Origin of the sequence: Novacetimonas hansenii (assembly GCF_014843995.1) — a bacterium.
GTDB lineage: Bacteria > Pseudomonadota > Alphaproteobacteria > Acetobacterales > Acetobacteraceae > Novacetimonas > Novacetimonas hansenii.
Genome location: NZ_CP062147.1, coordinates 884191 through 901806, shown reverse-complemented (window position 1 = coordinate 901806; position 17616 = coordinate 884191). Strand labels below are relative to the sequence as shown.

Here is a 17616-nt window from a genome sequence, read left to right as displayed (position 1 = left end):
GCCGTGTGCCATCAATCGTGCGCAGGGGGTAGATGTTCACGCAGGCGCGGCATCAGTTCAACAAAATTGCAGGGCACATGGCGACTGTCGAGCTGCCAGACAAGGATATCGTCCCACCCGTCACGCACCGCCCCCGTGGAACCGGGCAGCGCGAACAGGTACGTCCCGCCCGCCACCCCCGCCAGAGCCCGCGACTGGATGGTGGAGGTTCCGATCTTTTGATAGGACAGCATGCGGAACAGTTCGCCAAACCCCTCGATCCGCTTGTCGATGACACGTTCGAACGCCTCTGGCGTTACATCACGGCCCGTGACGCCGGTGCCGCCGGTGGAAATCACGGCATCGACCTGCGGATCGGCAATCCATTGCGACAGGCGCGCCGCGATCGCATCGGCGTCGTCACGTTCGATCGCACGGTCGGCCACGTGATGGCCGGCAGCAGTGATCCGGTCGGCCAGGATCCCGCCGGAACGGTCATCCGCCAGCGTACGGGTGTCAGATACGGTCAGCACCGCGATGCGGACCGGCAGGAAGGGCTTGTTCATATCCAATCGAGACATGACGCGATCTTCGCCCCTGCGCATACCATTCGTCAACGTTGACCTGCCACCCTGACGGGGCGGGCACGAAGGAATGACCACAGGAACGACCTGCAGGGAACGTCTTTCAGGGAACGACCATCAGGGGGCCTGCGTCATAACATCGCGAAAACATGAACGTGAAGGCCACCCTATAGAAAGGGTTAAAGTGGAAGTCTAAAATAACTTTATTCAATATTTGTGCATCGCACAAAAAAATTACCGCCTTTGTAACAGCGCAATATTTTTAAATTTCAGGAGTTGCGGAGAAATATGCGTCATATTATTGCATACTAAATAAATGTTCATAAAATCTATTGTCCAAGGTTCATCTTCAATATGAAATATGCTACGAATGCGCGGATGATCAGGATAATTCCACCCTTTCTTGCCCCTATCGTGCTGTCTTTTCTTGCGCTTATCGCCGTCCGGGACCCGGCCTTTGCACAGGCCATACCCGGTGACGCCATGGGTGGGATTGGCACCCAGCCGATGATGGCCGCCAACGCACGCCGCACGGACTCCGCCTGGGCGCAGGACCCGGGCCAGTTCTTCAGCGCCCCATATGGCGACCAGCACTTCTTCGGAAGCTGGCTGGGCCTGCAGCCATGGCTGGTGCGTCACGGCATCCATATCGCCGCGGACGAGCATGAAGAACTGGCCGGGAACTTTCGCGGGGGGGCAAAGCAGGGCGTGACCGACGCCGGGCAGACGGGCGTGGAAATCGACATCGACTGGAACCGGTTGGCGGGGGTAAAGAATTTCTGGACCCATACCATGATCGTCAACGGCCATGGGCAGAACCTCAGTACACAATATATCCACGATTCCCTTGGTGGCGTGCAGCAGATCTATGGCGCACGTGGTAATGTCGTGGCGCATCTTGTCTATATGTATGCGGAACAGTCATTGTTTCATAACCGCCTCGACATCAGTGCGGGGTGGATTCCGGTCGGCAGCTTCTTTGCTGCGTCACCGCTGTTCTGTAACTTCATGAACGTGTCGATCTGCGGCAATCCCGCGCCGGGCAAGTATGTTCCGGGTGGCCGCGACTGGCCTTCGGGTAACCTTGGCGTGGTGATGCGTGTCATGCCGACGGTCGATACCTATATCATGGCGTCGATGTTCGCCGTCTCGCCACATTCGTTCAATGGCGGTATCTCGGGCTGGGCCTGGGCGCAAAGCGGGCTTGGCCACTTCTCCACCCCGGTGGAAATCGGCTGGCTGCCGGAATTCGGCCGCCATCACCTCGCCGGTCATTACAAGGCGGGATATGGCTATGACAATTCGCAGTATAATGACCTGTTCGAGGACATCGACGGCAATTCGGCGGTCATCACGGGTCGCCCCTTCCGCAAGCAATCAGGGGTAAGCACCGCATGGTTCCAGGCGGACCAGATGTTCGTGCGCAATGGCAAGGGCCCAACGAATGGCCTGATCGGCATGGCGGGGTATATGTATACCTCCGGCAAGGTTTCGGCCATGAAGCAGCATGTGTGGGCGGGCATGATCGAAACCGGCGCGAAATGGGGCCGTCCGCTCGATACCGTGGGCGCGATGTTCCATTATTTCGAAATGAGCCGATCTTCGGTATTGCAGCAGGAAGCCTCCATGCTGACGGGACGGCCGCTGCTGTCGAACCAGTGGGGACAGGCCTGGGGCATCCAGACGCATGAGGATGTGTACGAACTGTTTTACAACATCCATGCGGCGCGCGGCATGAGCTTCCAGCCCGATTTCCAGTATATCAACCGTCCGGGCGGCACCACGACATATCACGATGCCGCCGTGATGGCGTTGCAGTTCAACTGCATCCTGTAAACGTCCCCCATCGCGGTTATGCGCACAAAGCTGTAGGAAAGGCGGCATCATGACCGATGCCGCCTTTCCCATATCCGACGCGGGCGATCCCGACATGCTCGCCCATGCCGCCATGGCCCTGTATCCCCCGACTGAACGCGGGGTGCCACGGCTGTTGTGCCTGTCGGAAAATGCCACCTACCGCATTGACCTGCCGGACGGGGGACGACGTGTCCTGCGTATCCACCGCCCCGGCTACCACGATGCGACAGAAATCCGCAGCGAACTGGCATGGCTCGACAGTCTGCATGCCACCGGGCTGCCGGTGCCGCGTGCCGTGCAGGCGATGGATGGGGAACGGCTGCATCATATGACCCTGCCCGGCATGACGGGACGGCACGTGGTCATGTTCAACTGGATCGACGGTACGGAACCCACGCCAGATATCGCACCCGACAGCTTCGCACGCCTTGGCCGCATGACCGCGCACCTGCACCGCCACAGTCGCGCATGGCAACGACCCGCAGGTTTCCGGCGTAAATCATGGACGCATGCCACCATGGTCGGGCCACAGGCCCCATGGGGACAATGGCAGGCCGCGCACGGGCTGGATGATGCGGCACGCAACATGATTACCCATGCGATGGCGCGGGTTGGTGCTGAACTTGCGGCCTATGGCCATGGTGCGGCACGGTTTGGCCTGATCCATGCGGACCTGCGGCTGGCCAACCTGCTGATCGCGGGGGGGAAGACACACATCATTGATTTCGATGATTGCGGCTTCAGCTGGTTCATGCAGGACCTTGCCGCGGCCCTCAGTTTTTTCGAGGACCATCCCCGCATGCCCCATTGGGTCGCACACTGGTTGCGGGGATATAATACCATCGCCAGCGTGACGCCGGCCGACCTGTCGATCCTGCCCGCATTGATCGCGCAACGCCGGATTCAGCTTCTGGCATGGGGGGCGTCACACGCCCAGACGGCACAGGTGCAAGGCCTTGGCCCGCAATGGAACGCACGGTGCGTCACATTATGCCGCGATTACCTCGACGGGTGCCTTGCACGCCGCATCGGGGTGTAAAAACCGGCAGGGAAACGCCCCCTGCCCCCTATGGGGGAAATGGCGCTATGCCGTATCGGAGAATGGCTGACCCGGTCATATCATGCGGGCATATCACCCGATCGTATCGTCAGGAACGCTTCGCCGGCAGTCATCACGCGCAACCATGATCCATGTCATTCCCCCGTGCCACCATGGATGATATCCACATGCCACAGGATATATGGCGGGGCGGGATCAGGCCTGTTCGGCAACACAATCCAGCGTGCGGGCATAATCAAGCAGCGCGCGGCGGTGGCTGAGGTGGATGGAGCGTACATTCTGCGAACGGGCCGTCGTGTCATCGGACGACAGGACGGGCGCTGCGGAATGGGACGCACCCTTTATAAGCGTATCAGTCACTGAAGGCATCGTTTCGTATTCCGTAAACTGTGCCGAAGCAGGGGCATCGCGACAGTGAGTCGTCGCAATCAATGAATTATTACCTAATCGTCATATATGACCAGATTGAGGCAGCAAGGCCATAGTTTGAATTTATATACAGCTTTCTGATCACTTTTTCGTTTACTCCCTCCCCCACCCTTCCCGCTACCTTGTGACATGACGAAGGTGGGTGATAATCGCGGCCATGCGCTTTGTTCACACATCCGACTGGCAGGTTGGCAAGGTCTTTCGCTTTGCCGATGACGACACGCAATCCGTCCTGCAGGACCAGCGGCTGGAGGTCATCGGCAGGATCGGCCGCCTTGCCCGCGACCAGGGCGCCAGCGCGATTGTCGTGGCAGGCGACATCTACGACCATGAAATCCCGGTGGACCGCACCCTGCGCCAGCCCATCGAACGGATGCGACAGTTCCCAGACCTGTGCTGGCATCTGATCGCGGGCAATCATGACCCCAACGTGCCCGGCGGCATCTGGGACCGGCTGCATGCCATCGGCCTGCCGGACAATGTGCGCGCCCACCTTGACGGCGGGCCCGCCGCCATGGACCCGCACGGCACGGCCTGGGTCATTCCTGGTGGCCTCAAACGCCGCCATGTCGCAACAGACCCGACGGCGGAAATGGATTCGGCCGAAACGCCGCCCGGGGTCATCCGCGTCGGTCTGGCGCATGGATCGGTGCGCGATTTCGGCGGTGACGAGGCACAGAACCGTATCGCCATCGACCGTGCCCGTCGCGCGGGGCTGTCCTACCTCGCCCTTGGGGACTGGCACGGGACGCAATGCATCGACGACCGCACATGGTATAGCGGCACCCCGGAAATCGACGGTTTCGACCGGGGGGGCGATGGCGGTGGGCATGCCCTTGTGGTGGACCTTGCCGGTCCCAACGCCCGGCCGGAGGTTACGTCCCATCGCGTGGGCCGCTTTGTCTGGCATCGCGATACGGCCACCCTGACGGGGGCGCAGGACATCACCGCACTGGAACATCGCCTGCGCAATATCGACCCGCAGGAGGCAGGTCGCGTACTTGTATGGCTGTCAGTGCGCGGTGCGCTCCCGCTGGAGGGGTTGCAGACCTATCAGGATATGCTCGACGCGCTGGGGTCGGCCCTGCGGCTGCTGCGTGTCGATGGGGAACCGACCCTGCTGGCGGATGCGGATGACCTAGACCTGTTCGGCACCGGGGCGGTACGCACTGCCGCCACCATCCTGTCGGAACGCGCGGGCCAGGGCGACCCGGCGCAACGTGACATTGCCACTGCCGCCCTGCGCCGCCTTGCGCTGATGGTGCATGGGCAGAAGGGGAACACGCCATGATCCTGCATGGGATGGAGGTCGCGCACCTGCGCAAATTCGTCACGCCGACGCGCCTGTGCGGTCTGGGGCCGGGGCTGAACGTGCTGGCCGCGCGCAATGAATTCGGCAAATCCACGCTGCTGGCGGCGCTGCGTGCGGCGTTCATGTGGCGTTATAACAGCACGAACAGGCTCATCAAGGAACTGCGCCCCTTGGCCGATCAGGGCGCGGGGCCCAGCGTGCATGTGGATTTCAGTATCAACGACATCCAGTGCCACCTTGAAAAACGCTTCCTGTCGCGCGCAGCCATGAGCCTGCGGGTCGGGGAAGCGACGTTCGCAAATGCGGATGCAGAAGAAAAGCTGCATGAAATCATGGGGCTGGAATCACAGGGGCGGGGCGAGGCCTGCGGCATCTGGAATGCGCTGTGGGTTGCACAGGGCGACAGCCTGAAACAGCCCGAACTGACGGGCCGGGCCGGCACATCCCTGACCGCCTGCCTTGAGGGGGAGCTTGGCAACATCACCGGCGGGGCGGAGGCGACGCGGTTTCTGGCGATGGTGCGTGATGAACGCGCCCTCCTGCTTGATGGGCGCGGCCATCCAAAAGGGCGGTATAAAACCGCCATCACGGAAGAAGAGGCCGCCTGCGCGGAGATCACGCGCCTGCGCGAACGTCGCCGCATGCTCGAAGACGATATAGAAAGTCTGGCGGAACAGCGTCGGCTGCTGCACCATGCCGATGACGCCACCCGGCATGAACAGGAAACCACCGACCTGGCACAGGCCCGGCGCGAACGCGACCGCCTGCACCAGCACGCCGCGCGCCTGAAGGCCGCACAGGCGGAAGTACGGCTTGCGCAGGGGGGCGTGACCCTTGCGCAAGAAAATATCGCCCGCCGCGCGAAGATGGAGGCCGAACGCCAGCATCTGTGCGCGGTCGTGGACGACCTGCGCACGGCGATGGACACCGCGCAGCAACGCCACGAACGCGCCGAACAGGCCACCACGGCACGGCAACACGACCTTGAACACGCCATGGCGGCCCAACGCGCGGCACAGGATATGCACCGCCGTGTCAGCAGGCGTGAACAGGCCAGCATATGGCGACGCGAACATACCGACGCCACCACCCTTGTCACACGACTGGAACATGCGGCGCAGCAGGTGGCGCAGGCCGAACTTCACCTTGCGACCTTGCATGTCGATGACGCCATGATGGACCGCCTGCGCCAGGCGGAGCGGGCAGCCGACCAAGCCTGCGCGCGTTACAGCGAACAGGCGACCCGCATCGAATTCCACCTGCCCCCCGATACCGCACGCCAGATCAGCATCGACGGCGTCGCATTATCGGGCACGCACCTGGAAATCACGTCGGCCACCACCTTACGGATCGCGGGAATTGGCGATATCCGCATCACACCACCGGGCGATGGCGACCATGCACAGGCCCTGCATGCCCGTACACAAACGCGCGAGGCGCTGACCGCCCTGCTGACGCAGGCAGGATGCGTGGACATGGCCGGGGCAATGGACATCCATGCGGCCTGGCGGCAGGCCGGACGTGCTGTCAGCGAAGCCCGCACGATGCAGGCCCACCTGCTGCCAACCGATATGCCGGATCCGGCGGCGGCGCTGGCGGCGGCCAGGGCGCGGGTCATGGAACGCGACCGGCTGCTCGCCAGTATCGCGCAGGATCCCGATGCCGCCACACTCCCCCCCATGGCGGAGGTGCAGGAGGCCGTCAGCGCCGCCGAAACACGGGTGGAACGTGCGCGCGCCGCCCTGCTGGCCCCCGATGGCGAAGCCCGGCAGGCGCGCGACCTGCTGACGCGCCACCGCACGGAACTGGAACAGGCGCACCAGCAGCTTGAACGCCTGACGCTGGAACTGACACGCGACCGCGTGGCACGCCCTGATGCCGCCCTCGCCACCCAGCATCAGCAGGCACAGGCCACCCGTGATACCGCCGAAAGCGCCCTGCGCGCGTGCGAGGCCGATCGCCCCGAAGAGGACGAAGCCATGGTGGATGCCCGCATCAGCCGCCTTGAACGCACGCTGGAGGAGCGGCGCACACGTGTGGGGGAACTGCGCCAGGCGATCGCCGCCCTGTCAAGCCGTATCGAAAGCGCAGAGGGCGACGGGCTGGACGAACGGATCGCGGGACATGAACGCCTGCGCGACGGGCATGCGCGTGAACGCGCCGAATGTGCGCGGCAGGTGGCGATCCTGACCCTGCTGGCCGATACGCTGGCAACGACGGCGCGCACTGCGACGGAACAGTACCTCGCCCCCCTGACGCGCGCGATGGAACCGGCCCTGCGCGGGCTGTTCCCCCGGGCGCAGGTAACATTGGGGGCCGATTTCTCGATCACCGGGATCACGCGTACCACGACAGAGGAATTTGCCGACCTGTCCGATGGCACCCGTGAACAGATCGCGGTGCTGGCGCGTCTGGGCATGGCGGACCTGCTGCATACACGCGGGCAGCAGGCGATGGTGGTCCTGGATGATGCGCTGACATTTTCCGACAGCGGACGCATGGAACAGATGTTCGATATCCTGACCGAAATATCGCGCCGTGTGCAGATCATCATCCTGACATGCCGGTCCGAACAGTTCGCAGGGCTGGGCGCACGACGACTGAGCGTGGAAGCCGTAGAGCAGGCCTTGCCGCTGTAACCATACAGGACCATGCAGGCGTTTTTGAATTGCGAAGGTCCATGACACGCCACCTTAGAGATTGTTTGAAAACAACCCATTGATAAAAAATAAAAGTTTTGGGTGCTGCCTTTTTGCAAAAAGGCAGCGTCTTCTGAAGCTTTTTGGAAAAAGCTTCACCAAAAACTTTTATAATTTCAGGATGTTGTTGATTCTGACTTTTCAAACAGTCCCTTGGAACCTGTTGAAAAACATCCCACAGGTTCTATCGACAGGAAATGGGGAACGCTTTCAGCGTATAAACTTATTTTTGAAATTTTATTTTTGTATAAAGTTTTTTTCAAAATCTTCATCATGCCAGCAGGTTCCTGCCCCTAACTTCTTGATGCAAGTCAGCCTGACAGATCAAACGGGCCTTGTAACCTTGTATATAAATACTTGTAACCTTGTATATAAATAAGAGACTGTTTGAACAGTCAGGATCAATAACATCCTAAATTATAAAGGTTTTTTGGTGAAGATTTTTCCAAAAATCTTCAAAAGACGCCGCCTTTTTGAAAAAAGGCGGCACCCAAAAACTTTTCTCTTTTATCAACGGCTTGTTTTCAAACAGTCTGCTAAAAGAAGAGGGGACACATGGCCCCCTCCCCCGGTTTTTTCAGCCTTGATGAACACTACTGTCCATGGACAGTGACGTTTCCAAAACGACGGCCCCTGTTAAATGGGGTGACACTATTTAGAGGCCGCCTGAACAGTCAGGATCAATAACATCCTGAAATTATAAAGGCTTTTGGGTGAAGATTTTTCCAAAAATCTTCAGAAGACGCCGCCTTTTTGAAAAAAGGCAGCACCCAAAAACTTTTCTTTTTTATCAATGATTTGTTTTCAAACACTCTCTTAACAAAAACTACCCTGAACTACCGATCTTCGGGTGGGCGGGCATTCGCGTTTGCGACGCGGCGTCCCCATGAAATCAGGTCGCTGGTGCAGTCATCACGATCAATGGTGCATTCAATCAGGGTCGGACCTTCACGATTGGCCAGCCCCTTTTCGATCGCCTGCGCAAGTTCGGCGCCTGTCGTCGCCTTCAGGCCAAGGCCCTTGCCGTCCTCGGCGTTAAAGACCTTCATCAGGCCCGCATAATCCCAGTTCTTGACGTTGTTATACGGACCATCATGGATCTGCACCTCGATGGTATAGCCACGATTATTGACCAAGAAAATCAGAACCGGCAGCTTCAGGCGCACCATCTGCGCCACTTCCTGCGCCGTGAGCTGGAACGACCCGTCACCAACCATCAGCACGATGCGGCGTTCGGGCTCCGCCACGGCATAGCCGAACGTGGCGGGCACAGACCAGCCGATATGGCCCCACTGCATCTCCAGTTCCACACGCGCACCATGCGGCAGCTTCATCTGAATGGCGTTGAACCAGGAATCCCCCGTCTCCGCGATCAGGCTGGTTTGCGGTGTCAGGACGCCGCTGATCTGGCGCGCCATTTCCGCGCGCACCAGCGGGGCGGCAGGATCGGCCGCCACAACCGGGGCTGCGGGCCTGTGGATGCGGCGGAATTCCGTGATCGTCGCATCCTTTTTCGGGCGCGTTCCCCACGCTTTCGTCACACCATCCAGCACATCGCGCAGGTGGATGTCGTCATAGGCCACGCCTTCGACACTTACATGCCGCCCATCCGCCACCACGACATTTTCGCCACGCGGCCATGCGGTCCATCCCACGGTAGAATAATCATTAAAGACCGGGGCCAGCGCGATGATACCATCCGACCAGTCAAAGATCTGCCGCACGCCGGGGCTGCTGACATCGCCCCAGAACGTGCCGACATAGCCGGGATGATCTTCGGGGAAGAAGCTCTTGGCCGCAGCCATCGTCGCCACGGCACAGCCCAGCGCATCGGCAAGGCGGATGGCCGCGGCCTCTGCGCCAGCGGCACGCACGCGACTGCCGATCAGCAGCACGGGCTTCTTGCGGCTGTCGATGAAGCGGGTCAGTGCGTCCACCGCCTGCGCCACGCTGGTGGCGTCGGACGGTACCTCGGCCAGTACCGCACTGGCCGGACCGGGCCGGGCGCAGGGCTGGGCGGCGACATTGCATGCGATTTCGATATAGGCGGGCTTCTTCTCCCGCAGGGCCGTGCGGATCGCATGGTCGATCAGGGCCGGCGCCTCCGTCGCGGAGGTGATGGACACCGCAGCACAGGTCAGGCGTTTTGCAATTTCGATCTGATAGGAATAATCCGGCGTGCCGATCGTATGGTGCAGGATATGCCCGCTGCCATGATCGTTCGAATTGGGTGCCCCCGAAATCAGGATGACCGGCAGGTTTTCGGCATATGCCCCGCCAATCGCATTCAGCGCCGACAATGCACCGACGCTGAAGGTCACGACGGCGGCACCCGCGCCATTCGCACGGGCATAGCCTTCGGCGCTGAACCCGCAATTGAGTTCATTGCAGCAATAAACCTGCCGCAGACCGTCAATTTCCAGAAGCTGGTCAAGCAGGACAAGGTTGTAATCCCCCGCGACCGCGAAATGATCCTTCAACCCGATCTGGGCAAGGCGCTCGCCAAGGTAATGTCCGACAGTATAGGCCATGTTCGTATCCCTCCGTATTTTTATTGCGGATGGCCCCATGATAGGTCATGCGGCCATGAGGAAGAATGTTCCAGGACAAACATTTACCAGAAAACCATAGGATTTTCTGGTGAAGGCTTTTTAAAAATCCACAAAGGACATCATTTTTTTAAAAATGCAATGCCCGGAAACACGCCCCCGACATACCGCTGTGAACGAACCTCTGGCCCGGCGGGGCGCTAGGGCGGATCCTGTTTGAATGCGTGCCTTCAAACAGGTGAAAATGCCCGTAAAAACAGTAAACCGGAGCATTTTCACCGAACCGGTTTTCGGGGGAAATGCTCTAGACGCTTTCGGCGACCCAGTTCCTGCGCTTGGTCGCCTGTCCGATGCCGGGGTTGAAACAGTTGCACGGGTCAAGCTGCTGGTAATGGGCGCGCACGTCGTCGGGTGCGGCATACAGATGACCGAAATTATGTTCCGCCGGGTAACGCGCCCCACGACGGTCCAGCAACGGCAGCATGCGGTGTTCAAGGTCCATGCAGTCATTGCCTTTGCGCACCACGTAATCCTGATGCATCACGTGGCACAGGAAATGCCCGTAATACAGCTTTACGATGATTTCGCGGTCGATCTCCTCAGGCAGGACCTCGAACCATTCGCGGTCGTTACGGCGCAATGCGACGTCAAGGGCGACGATATCCTCTGTCGTGCGGGGATGGACCGCACGATACCGCACGGCCGCACCTGCCGCGGCAAAGCGGTGCAGGAACGCCTTTGCCCCTTCATCAGGGGTGCATTCGAAAAATTCGCCCTCATGCTGCGCGAAATGACTGTTCAGGAAGTCACGGGCCTCCTGCGCGCCGGATGCACTGACCTTGAGCATCAGGTGATGGGCAAAGCGGTCGCGGTAGTCACGCATCCGACGGGGCAGATGGTTGGGGAAAAAATGGCTCATGAACTGCATGAACCGGTCGGTAAAGTGCGACGGCATGAACCCCATGCGGTCAAACAGGCGATCGAACCTGGCCTTCATCGCAAACAGTGCGGGCAGCCGCCGCGTGCCCAGCATGCGAATGACAAGGAACGTGTCCTTGCCGTATTTTTCCGCGATGTTGAACGCATCACGATGCAGGTATTCCCCCGCGATCGGCAGTTCGGAAAACGCACCCAGCACATGGCGGCGCACATCCTCAAGCACGTCGGTCTGGTTCGTGCCGATATAGAAGACGACGGGATTCTTTTCCGCCTCGAACGTATCAAGGCGCACGGCGAACAGGCCCAGATGCCCGGCACAGCCCGACCCTTCGTGCAGGCGACGCAGGTCGGCATTATAACGCGCGGGGGTATCGGCATCGATATCGCGCACATGGCGCGCATAATCATCGTCATGCCCACGCCCGGCGTTCCAGTTGATGCTGGCGTCGGGGAATGCGCCCTGTTCGGCGCGGGCCAGTATGTCTTCCGCATCGGTGCCAAGGTCGATGCCAAGATGGTTGACCAGGTGCAGGTCCCCCGCGGCATCGACCTGCGCATACAGCGCCATGTCGGTATAGGCGGGGCCACGGCGCACCAGCGCGCCACCGGAATTGTTGCTGACCCCGCCAAAGACGGAGGCGCCGATGCATGACGAACCGATCACCGAATGCGGCTCCCGCCCCAATGGCTGGAGCATACCTTCGAGTTGATCGAGGGTCGCACCCGGCAGGCAGACGACCTGCTTTCCCCCACCAATCAGGTGGATGGTGCGCATGCGCATGCTGTTGACGATGACGACGTCACGGTCATATTTGTCGCCATCCGGGGTCGATCCCCCCGTCAGGCCGGTATTGGCGGCCTGCATGATGACGATCACGCCCGCCTTTACACAGGCCTGCAGCACGCGCCATTGTTCCACCAGCGTGCCGGGACGCACCACGGCAAGGGCGCGCCCCTGCCCAAAGCGGAACCCCCGGCGAAAGGCCAGCGTGGCGCCGGGATCGGTCAGGACATGCGCGTCGCCCACAATCGTGCGGAACGTGTCGATCAACTGCCCTGTGGGTGCGGATGTATCATGCGCCATTGTCAGCATTCTTCTTGAAATCTCCCATCCTGTACATGCGCCACGCACACGCCCCCCCCGATATCGAAAGGCCGGTGCGCGAACGCAGGCACATCATGCAGTGTGCCACGTCCGGCACATGCGCGGACAGGTATAAAACACCGGTTTTCCATGTCCATGGAAACCGGCATCAGGCGGCGGCCGATGTTTCGCCCAGGCGCGCCAATGGCTGCATCAGCAGGTGGTTGTGCGAATAATCAACCGGAATGGAAATGACGACCGGCCCTTCGGCCTCCATCGCCGTGCGCAGCGCACCTGCGATTTCATCGGCACTGCGGATCGTAATGCCCCGCGCGCCGCATGAACGCGCGAACATCGCGAAATCGACCGGCCCGAAATCCACGCCCGACCCACGGCCATATTTCTTGCGTTCCTGCATTTCGACCATATTGTACTGCTGATCGACCCAGACCAGATGGACAAGGTTGCATTTCAGCCGCACCGCCGTTTCCAGTTCCATGCACGACATCATGAACCCGCCATCACCGGATACGGAAATGACCTTCTGCGCCGGGTTAAGCAGGCTTGCCGCGATCGCCCATGGCAGGCCGACGCCCATCGTCTGCTGCCCATTGCTGATCAGCATCTGACGCGCACGGAACGACAGCAGGTAACGCGCCAGCCAGATGTGGAACGTCCCCATGTCAAGGCACATCGTCACATCCGGCGTCACGACTTTTTCAAGTTCACGCACGATCTGCAACGGATGGACCGCCGTGTTGCTGGTGCTGCGGGCTTCCAGCAGGTCGCCACGACGCTTGGCATGGTAATCGCCCAGGATTTCCTCAAGCGTGGTCGCGCGCGCCAGCCTGCCCACCTTTGCCGTCAGCGCCGCCACACTGGCTGCGACATTACCGATCAGTTCAACAGCAGGCACGTAATGGGTGTCGAGTTCGGCCGCCACCACATCGACATGGACGATACGGCGCGCGTCATCGACATTCCACAACCATGGGTCATATTCGATCGGGTTGTAACCAATGGAGATGACGACATCGGCCTCATGCAGCAACCGATCGCCCGGCTGGTTGCGAAACAGGCCGACGCGACCGCCGAAACGGTCGGCAAGATCGTGCGAGACCGCGCCCGCCGCCTGATAGGTGCCGATGACCGGCACACCCGCCCGTGCGATCAGGCCCCGCACGGCCTGCGCCACATCGGGACGGCTGGCAAGCAGGCCAAGCAGGATGACCGGGCGCTGGGCCTTTTCAATCAGGGCGGCGGCCTCTGTCACGGCATCGTCGGCGGCGGCCCCCGCATCGGGCAGTGGACGCCCCGCCAGCACCGGGCCGGAAGCCGGCATCGACAGGATGTCCATGGGCGTGCTGACGAACGAGGCCCCGGGGCGCCCCTGCTCTGCAAAGCGCAGGGCGTTGGCCACCACTTCGGACACCGCGTTGGGCGATGTGATTTCCGCGCTGTATTTCGTGATCGGCTGGAACAGGGCGACGGTGTCCATGCTCTGGTGCGTCAGCTTCAGCCGATCCGCCAGCTTTACCGCGCCACCGATCGCCAGCACCGGGTCGCCTTCGGAATTGGCGGTGGCAAGGCCGGTCACGAAATTCGACGCCCCCGGCCCCGATGTCGCGATGGCGACACCCGCACGGCCCGTAATGCGCCCGATGCCCCCCGCGATGAAGGCCGCGTTCTGTTCATGGCGGGTTACAACCGTCTCGATCGGGGAATCCACCAGCGCATCAAACAGGCGGTCAACCTTTGCCCCGGGGATGCCGAATACATGGGTCACGCCATGTTCAACCAGGTTGCGCACAATCATGTCGGCCCCACACTGCGTGGTGGCCGATCCTGCCTTGTCTGTCATATGACCGTTATTCCTGTAACGGGTGCGCCCGGCCCAAACATGGTGGGGCGCAATTTACGGGTAATACAGTAAAAGGTGGGGTAAAACCCTGCCTTAACCGCCTTCTGCCACGCGAATGGCCTCATGGATATTTTCAGGCGTCAGGTTCGCCTTTGCGAACTGTTCGGTACGCGGAAGCTGGATTTCAACGTCGGAAATGATCCCGACCTCCAGCCGCCCCTGACGGACACGGTAATCGGTCACATGGCCACCACGCTTTCCGTCCTCGGTCAGGAAATGCAGGTGATAACCCGCGACATTGACCCCCTGCATATAGGGCGGCGTGCGAAAGCCGAGCATCGTGCCGGATGATGCGCCAAGCTGCATCGTGGGCTGGCGGCTGACCACATCCAGCATCGGGGGATAGGGATGGCACTGGCAGAAGACGGTGCGTGTCTCCACCTTTTCAAACAGGCCGGTAAAGCGCACGGCGGCGAACAGGTTGGGATTGTCCACCAGGCGGTTGACGATCTCCTCGAACGCGTCCTTGTCGCACGGCGTGTCGATCACATATTCCTTTTCCGGTTGGAAAAAGGTGACGCAGGCGAACGGTGTCTTGAGCGAACCCGGCACGCGCCCGGCCTGCCCGTCGGCACGGAACTGGTGGACGACGCTGTCATTGACGATCATCTCGCCATCAAGGGCGTTGAAGGTGCCAAGGCCGAAATTGCCATGCACCAGAAGTTCATCAAGCGTGGTTTCACCGTCATAGACCGCATCAAGCAGCGCCGCCATGGTGGACGTCTGGTACAGCCTGTTGCGACGGGGGCCGAGACCGGCGCCACCACCCAGCGCGCCGGACCGGGACTCGATCTCACCGACCGATTGGCATCTGAATTTCAAACCATGTCTCCCGCATCAGATCACGGCGGCCGCCTGCGGGCCGGACACCGGATAATTCCTTATGTGCGCAGATGGTGAGGCAGCCCGACCCAATCGTCCAATATATATTTATGCCATTTTCCATATATGAAACATATGGCACATCGCCCCCTATCTTTGCCGTCCCGGCATCGGGATATGCACGACGCGCAGGCATAACCCATGTAAAAACAAAATATTCGCGATATTTTTCCCATCATGAATGACGGCATGCGAAATATTCACGCCATGGGCCGTGCGGCCATTCCCGCCGGGGCGGACATCCCGCCTTGCCCGATGGCCGCGCGCCCGCCATTGTTGGGGCATAACGTTATTGGAAACTGGATACCTGATGACAAAGCCACTTCGCATTGCCGCCTCCGCCCTCGTGCTTTCGGGCCTGCTGGCGACCGGGACGCAGGCCCTCGCTGCCCCCGCCGCCGCCACTGCCCCCGCGCCGGAGGCCACGCAGGCGGCCCATCCCGTGGCCGACTTTCTTGGGCCATGGTCATCCCTGGGGCTTGCGCCGCTGACGATCACGGCGGGCAAGGCATCCGGGGGCGTCACGCCGCTGGAACTGAAACTGCCCGCGCCGCTGGAGAAACTGACAGGCCTTGTCGGGCGCACATTCATCCTGCGCCAGGTTGATGGCACGACACTGCATTCCGTCAATGACGACCCGGAAGTCAGCTTCACCCTGACCTCCCAGAACAGCGCGCTCCTCAAGATGAAGGGCAAGAAAGCTGGACAGGTCATGAACCTGCCACTCAGCCGCGCGGACTGAACATCGCGGACATTTCCGCAACCGGGCGGGGGGCGCATATGGGAATGCCCCATGCCACACAGCCCGGCCCCACCATGAAAAAACCCCGGCCATGCATCGCACGGCCGGGGTTTTTCATATATCCGCGCGGCAATATATCCACGCGACCGGGCTTTCGCCTTCAGTCCGGCATCTTCAGCCGGACATCCTCAGTCTGGCATCTTCAGTCTGGCATCATGCCCATAAGGCCACGCAACTTGCTGCGCAGTTCATTTTCACGCGGGATGCTCAATGCCTCACGCAGGCGCAGCATCTGGCGGCGCGAAGCATAAAGCTGATCGAGCAGCGACAGCACGATGGGCACCCCTTCCTCGTTCACGCCAAGGTCATGGCGCAGTTCGCGGATCAGGATGGCCCGGGCCTCGTCAATCTCACGGAACAGGTAATGGCCGGGCGCACCTTCGGGACGCAGCCATTCACTGTCGATCCAGTGCTGGATCTCGTCCGCGGGAACGCCACCCACCCTGATGCACAGGGTTTCAAAATTAATCATGACGCACCATCCCCCTTCCTGTCATCCTGCCCCCCTTCGGGGTTCCATGATTTCAAGAAGGTCTCGAACGCCGTATCGACCTTGCCGATCATGACCTGCAATTTGACATACAGGTTTCCCGCTTCCTGCCCGCCATGCGCCTTTACCCCACGCCCACGCAGGCGCAGCACGCTGCCGGTATCGGAATGGGGGGGGACGTTCATCTTGACCGGGCCTGCGGGGGTGGGCACCGTGATGCTGCCGCCAAGGACGGCGGTTTTCACGTCGATCGGCAAGGTGGAACGGACATCGTTGCCATCGCGGGTATATACGGCATCGGGCATCACCGAAATGGTGATCAGCGCATCGCCCGCAGGACCGCCCTGGAACCCTTCGTCGCCCTTGCCACGCAGGCGCAGGACCTGCCCGTCATTGATACCCGGCGGGATCTTTACATCCAGCGTCGCGCCACCGGGCAACGTCACGCGCGATGTGCCGCCATTGACGGAATCAATAAAACTGACGGTCAGGGCATATTGCCGGTCCTCGCCCTTCATCGGACCTTGCGGGCGACGGCGGAAGCCACCGCGCTGACCGAACATGCCGCCGAATATGTCGCCAAGGTCGTCTTCGGAAAACTGCCCGCCGCCATAGAAATGGCCCTGCCCGCCTTCGGCATGGTTGCGGTATCCACCGCCGCCGAAACCGCGTTCCTGTCCTTCCGCGTCGATTTCACCACGGTCAAAGCGCGCACGCTTTTCCTCGTCAGACAGCAGGTCATTGGCCGCCCCGACCGCCTTGAACTGCTCTTCCGCGGCCTTGTCGCCGGGGTTGAGGTCAGGGTGGTGCTTTCTGGCCAGCTTGCGATAGGCCTTGCGGATTTCGTCCTGGCTGGCGGTACGCGCCACGCCAAGTACCTCGTATGGATCTTTACTCACGGTTGGGTGTCATTCCTCCGGGTCGGGCCGAACATGTCCATTGCGGGCCACATGGCAGGCCGACCCGCGCTGCCTGCCTGATGACCGCTTGTATCATGATAATGGGAAGCCCGCGCGCCATGGTCAATGA

13 protein-coding genes are annotated in these 17616 nt (G+C 60.8%); 5 read left to right on the top strand and 8 right to left on the bottom strand.

Annotated features, from left to right (window positions below; all coding sequences use genetic code 11):
* Positions 1-11 precede the first annotated feature (11 nt).
* On the bottom strand, positions 12-560 hold the full coding sequence (gene moaB / locus IFJ82_RS03840; RefSeq protein ID WP_040512923.1) for a molybdenum cofactor biosynthesis protein B: 549 nt from the start codon (positions 558-560) through the stop codon (positions 12-14).
* A gap of 357 nt (positions 561-917) precedes the next feature.
* Between moaB and IFJ82_RS03835 the strand changes: the two genes are divergently transcribed.
* Positions 918-2399: a carbohydrate porin gene (locus IFJ82_RS03835; RefSeq protein ID WP_003622054.1), complete on the top strand. Its 1482-nt coding sequence runs from the start codon at positions 918-920 to the stop codon at positions 2397-2399.
* 49 nt (positions 2400-2448) lie between these two features.
* The gene (locus IFJ82_RS03830; RefSeq protein ID WP_192265655.1) at positions 2449-3459 is read left to right on the top strand and encodes a phosphotransferase enzyme family protein; all 1011 of its coding nucleotides are present in this window, start codon (positions 2449-2451) and stop codon (positions 3457-3459) included.
* A 216-nt stretch (positions 3460-3675) separates the two neighbouring features.
* On the opposite strand, the gene IFJ82_RS03825 is transcribed toward IFJ82_RS03830, so the two are convergent.
* On the bottom strand, positions 3676-3849 hold the full coding sequence (locus tag IFJ82_RS03825; RefSeq protein WP_003622052.1) for a hypothetical protein: 174 nt from the start codon (positions 3847-3849) through the stop codon (positions 3676-3678).
* Positions 3850-4066: 217 nt separating this feature from the next.
* On the opposite strand from IFJ82_RS03825, the gene IFJ82_RS03820 reads away from it, so the two are divergent.
* A complete protein-coding gene (locus IFJ82_RS03820) occupies positions 4067-5200 on the top strand; it encodes a metallophosphoesterase family protein (protein ID WP_040512919.1) in 1134 nt (377 codons plus the stop codon).
* Complete coding sequence (locus tag IFJ82_RS03815; protein ID WP_192265653.1) at positions 5197-7860, top strand: AAA family ATPase; 2664 nt, start codon at positions 5197-5199, stop codon at positions 7858-7860. Before IFJ82_RS03820 ends, IFJ82_RS03815 begins: the two co-directional genes overlap by 4 nt.
* 896 nt (positions 7861-8756) lie before the next feature.
* Here IFJ82_RS03815 and IFJ82_RS03810 read toward each other — a convergent pair.
* The 4 genes from IFJ82_RS03810 to budA form a co-directional block, all read right to left on the bottom strand.
* Positions 8757-10451 (bottom strand): alpha-keto acid decarboxylase family protein, encoded by a 1695-nt coding sequence (locus tag IFJ82_RS03810; RefSeq protein WP_062809429.1) that lies wholly within the window; start codon positions 10449-10451, stop codon positions 8757-8759.
* 322 nt (positions 10452-10773) lie between these two features.
* Positions 10774-12501 carry a D-lactate dehydrogenase gene (gene dld, locus IFJ82_RS03805; protein WP_048858972.1) on the bottom strand — a complete coding sequence of 576 codons (1728 nt, stop codon included), beginning with the start codon at positions 12499-12501 and terminating at the stop codon, positions 10774-10776.
* Between the two features lie 160 nt (positions 12502-12661).
* Entirely contained in the window at positions 12662-14353 is a 1692-nt protein-coding gene (gene alsS, locus IFJ82_RS03800) for an acetolactate synthase AlsS (RefSeq protein ID WP_062809430.1), read from the bottom strand.
* Between the two features lie 93 nt (positions 14354-14446).
* The gene (budA, locus tag IFJ82_RS03795) at positions 14447-15235 is read right to left on the bottom strand and encodes an acetolactate decarboxylase (protein ID WP_062809431.1); all 789 of its coding nucleotides are present in this window, start codon (positions 15233-15235) and stop codon (positions 14447-14449) included.
* Positions 15236-15605: 370 nt separating this feature from the next.
* Here budA and IFJ82_RS03790 point away from each other — a divergent pair, with 370 nt between their 5' ends.
* Positions 15606-16037, top strand: a complete 432-nt coding sequence (locus tag IFJ82_RS03790; protein ID WP_040512916.1) for a hypothetical protein — start codon at positions 15606-15608, stop codon at positions 16035-16037.
* A gap of 202 nt (positions 16038-16239) precedes the next feature.
* Here the strand turns inward: IFJ82_RS03790 and IFJ82_RS03785 are convergent, their stop codons facing one another.
* Together IFJ82_RS03785 and IFJ82_RS03780 are read right to left on the bottom strand one after the other, a co-directional pair.
* Entirely contained in the window at positions 16240-16569 is a 330-nt protein-coding gene (locus tag IFJ82_RS03785; RefSeq protein WP_003622040.1) for a chaperone modulator CbpM, read from the bottom strand.
* Positions 16566-17486, bottom strand: a complete 921-nt coding sequence (locus IFJ82_RS03780; RefSeq protein ID WP_003622039.1) for a DnaJ C-terminal domain-containing protein — start codon at positions 17484-17486, stop codon at positions 16566-16568. Before IFJ82_RS03780 ends, IFJ82_RS03785 begins: the two co-directional genes overlap by 4 nt.
* Between the last annotated feature and the right edge of the window lie 130 nt (positions 17487-17616).

Bases quoted from the DNA above. Each gene is read 5' to 3' on its own strand.
- IFJ82_RS03815 (WP_192265653.1), top strand. From the start codon at position 5,197: ATGATCCTGCATGGGATGGAGGTCGCGCACCTGCGCAAATTCGTCACG.
- IFJ82_RS03820 (WP_040512919.1), top strand. From the start codon at position 4,067: ATGCGCTTTGTTCACACATCCGACTGGCAGGTTGGCAAGGTCTTTCGC.
- IFJ82_RS03835 (WP_003622054.1), top strand. From the start codon at position 918: ATGAAATATGCTACGAATGCGCGGATGATCAGGATAATTCCACCCTTT.
- IFJ82_RS03830 (WP_192265655.1), top strand. From the start codon at position 2,449: ATGACCGATGCCGCCTTTCCCATATCCGACGCGGGCGATCCCGACATG.
- IFJ82_RS03785 (WP_003622040.1), bottom strand. From the start codon at position 16,569: ATGATTAATTTTGAAACCCTGTGCATCAGGGTGGGTGGCGTTCCCGCG.
- IFJ82_RS03825 (WP_003622052.1), bottom strand. From the start codon at position 3,849: ATGCCTTCAGTGACTGATACGCTTATAAAGGGTGCGTCCCATTCCGCA.
- dld (WP_048858972.1), bottom strand. From the start codon at position 12,501: ATGCTGACAATGGCGCATGATACATCCGCACCCACAGGGCAGTTGATC.
- alsS (WP_062809430.1), bottom strand. From the start codon at position 14,353: ATGACAGACAAGGCAGGATCGGCCACCACGCAGTGTGGGGCCGACATG.
- IFJ82_RS03810 (WP_062809429.1), bottom strand. From the start codon at position 10,451: ATGGCCTATACTGTCGGACATTACCTTGGCGAGCGCCTTGCCCAGATC.
- moaB (WP_040512923.1), bottom strand. From the start codon at position 560: ATGTCTCGATTGGATATGAACAAGCCCTTCCTGCCGGTCCGCATCGCG.
- IFJ82_RS03790 (WP_040512916.1), top strand. From the start codon at position 15,606: ATGACAAAGCCACTTCGCATTGCCGCCTCCGCCCTCGTGCTTTCGGGC.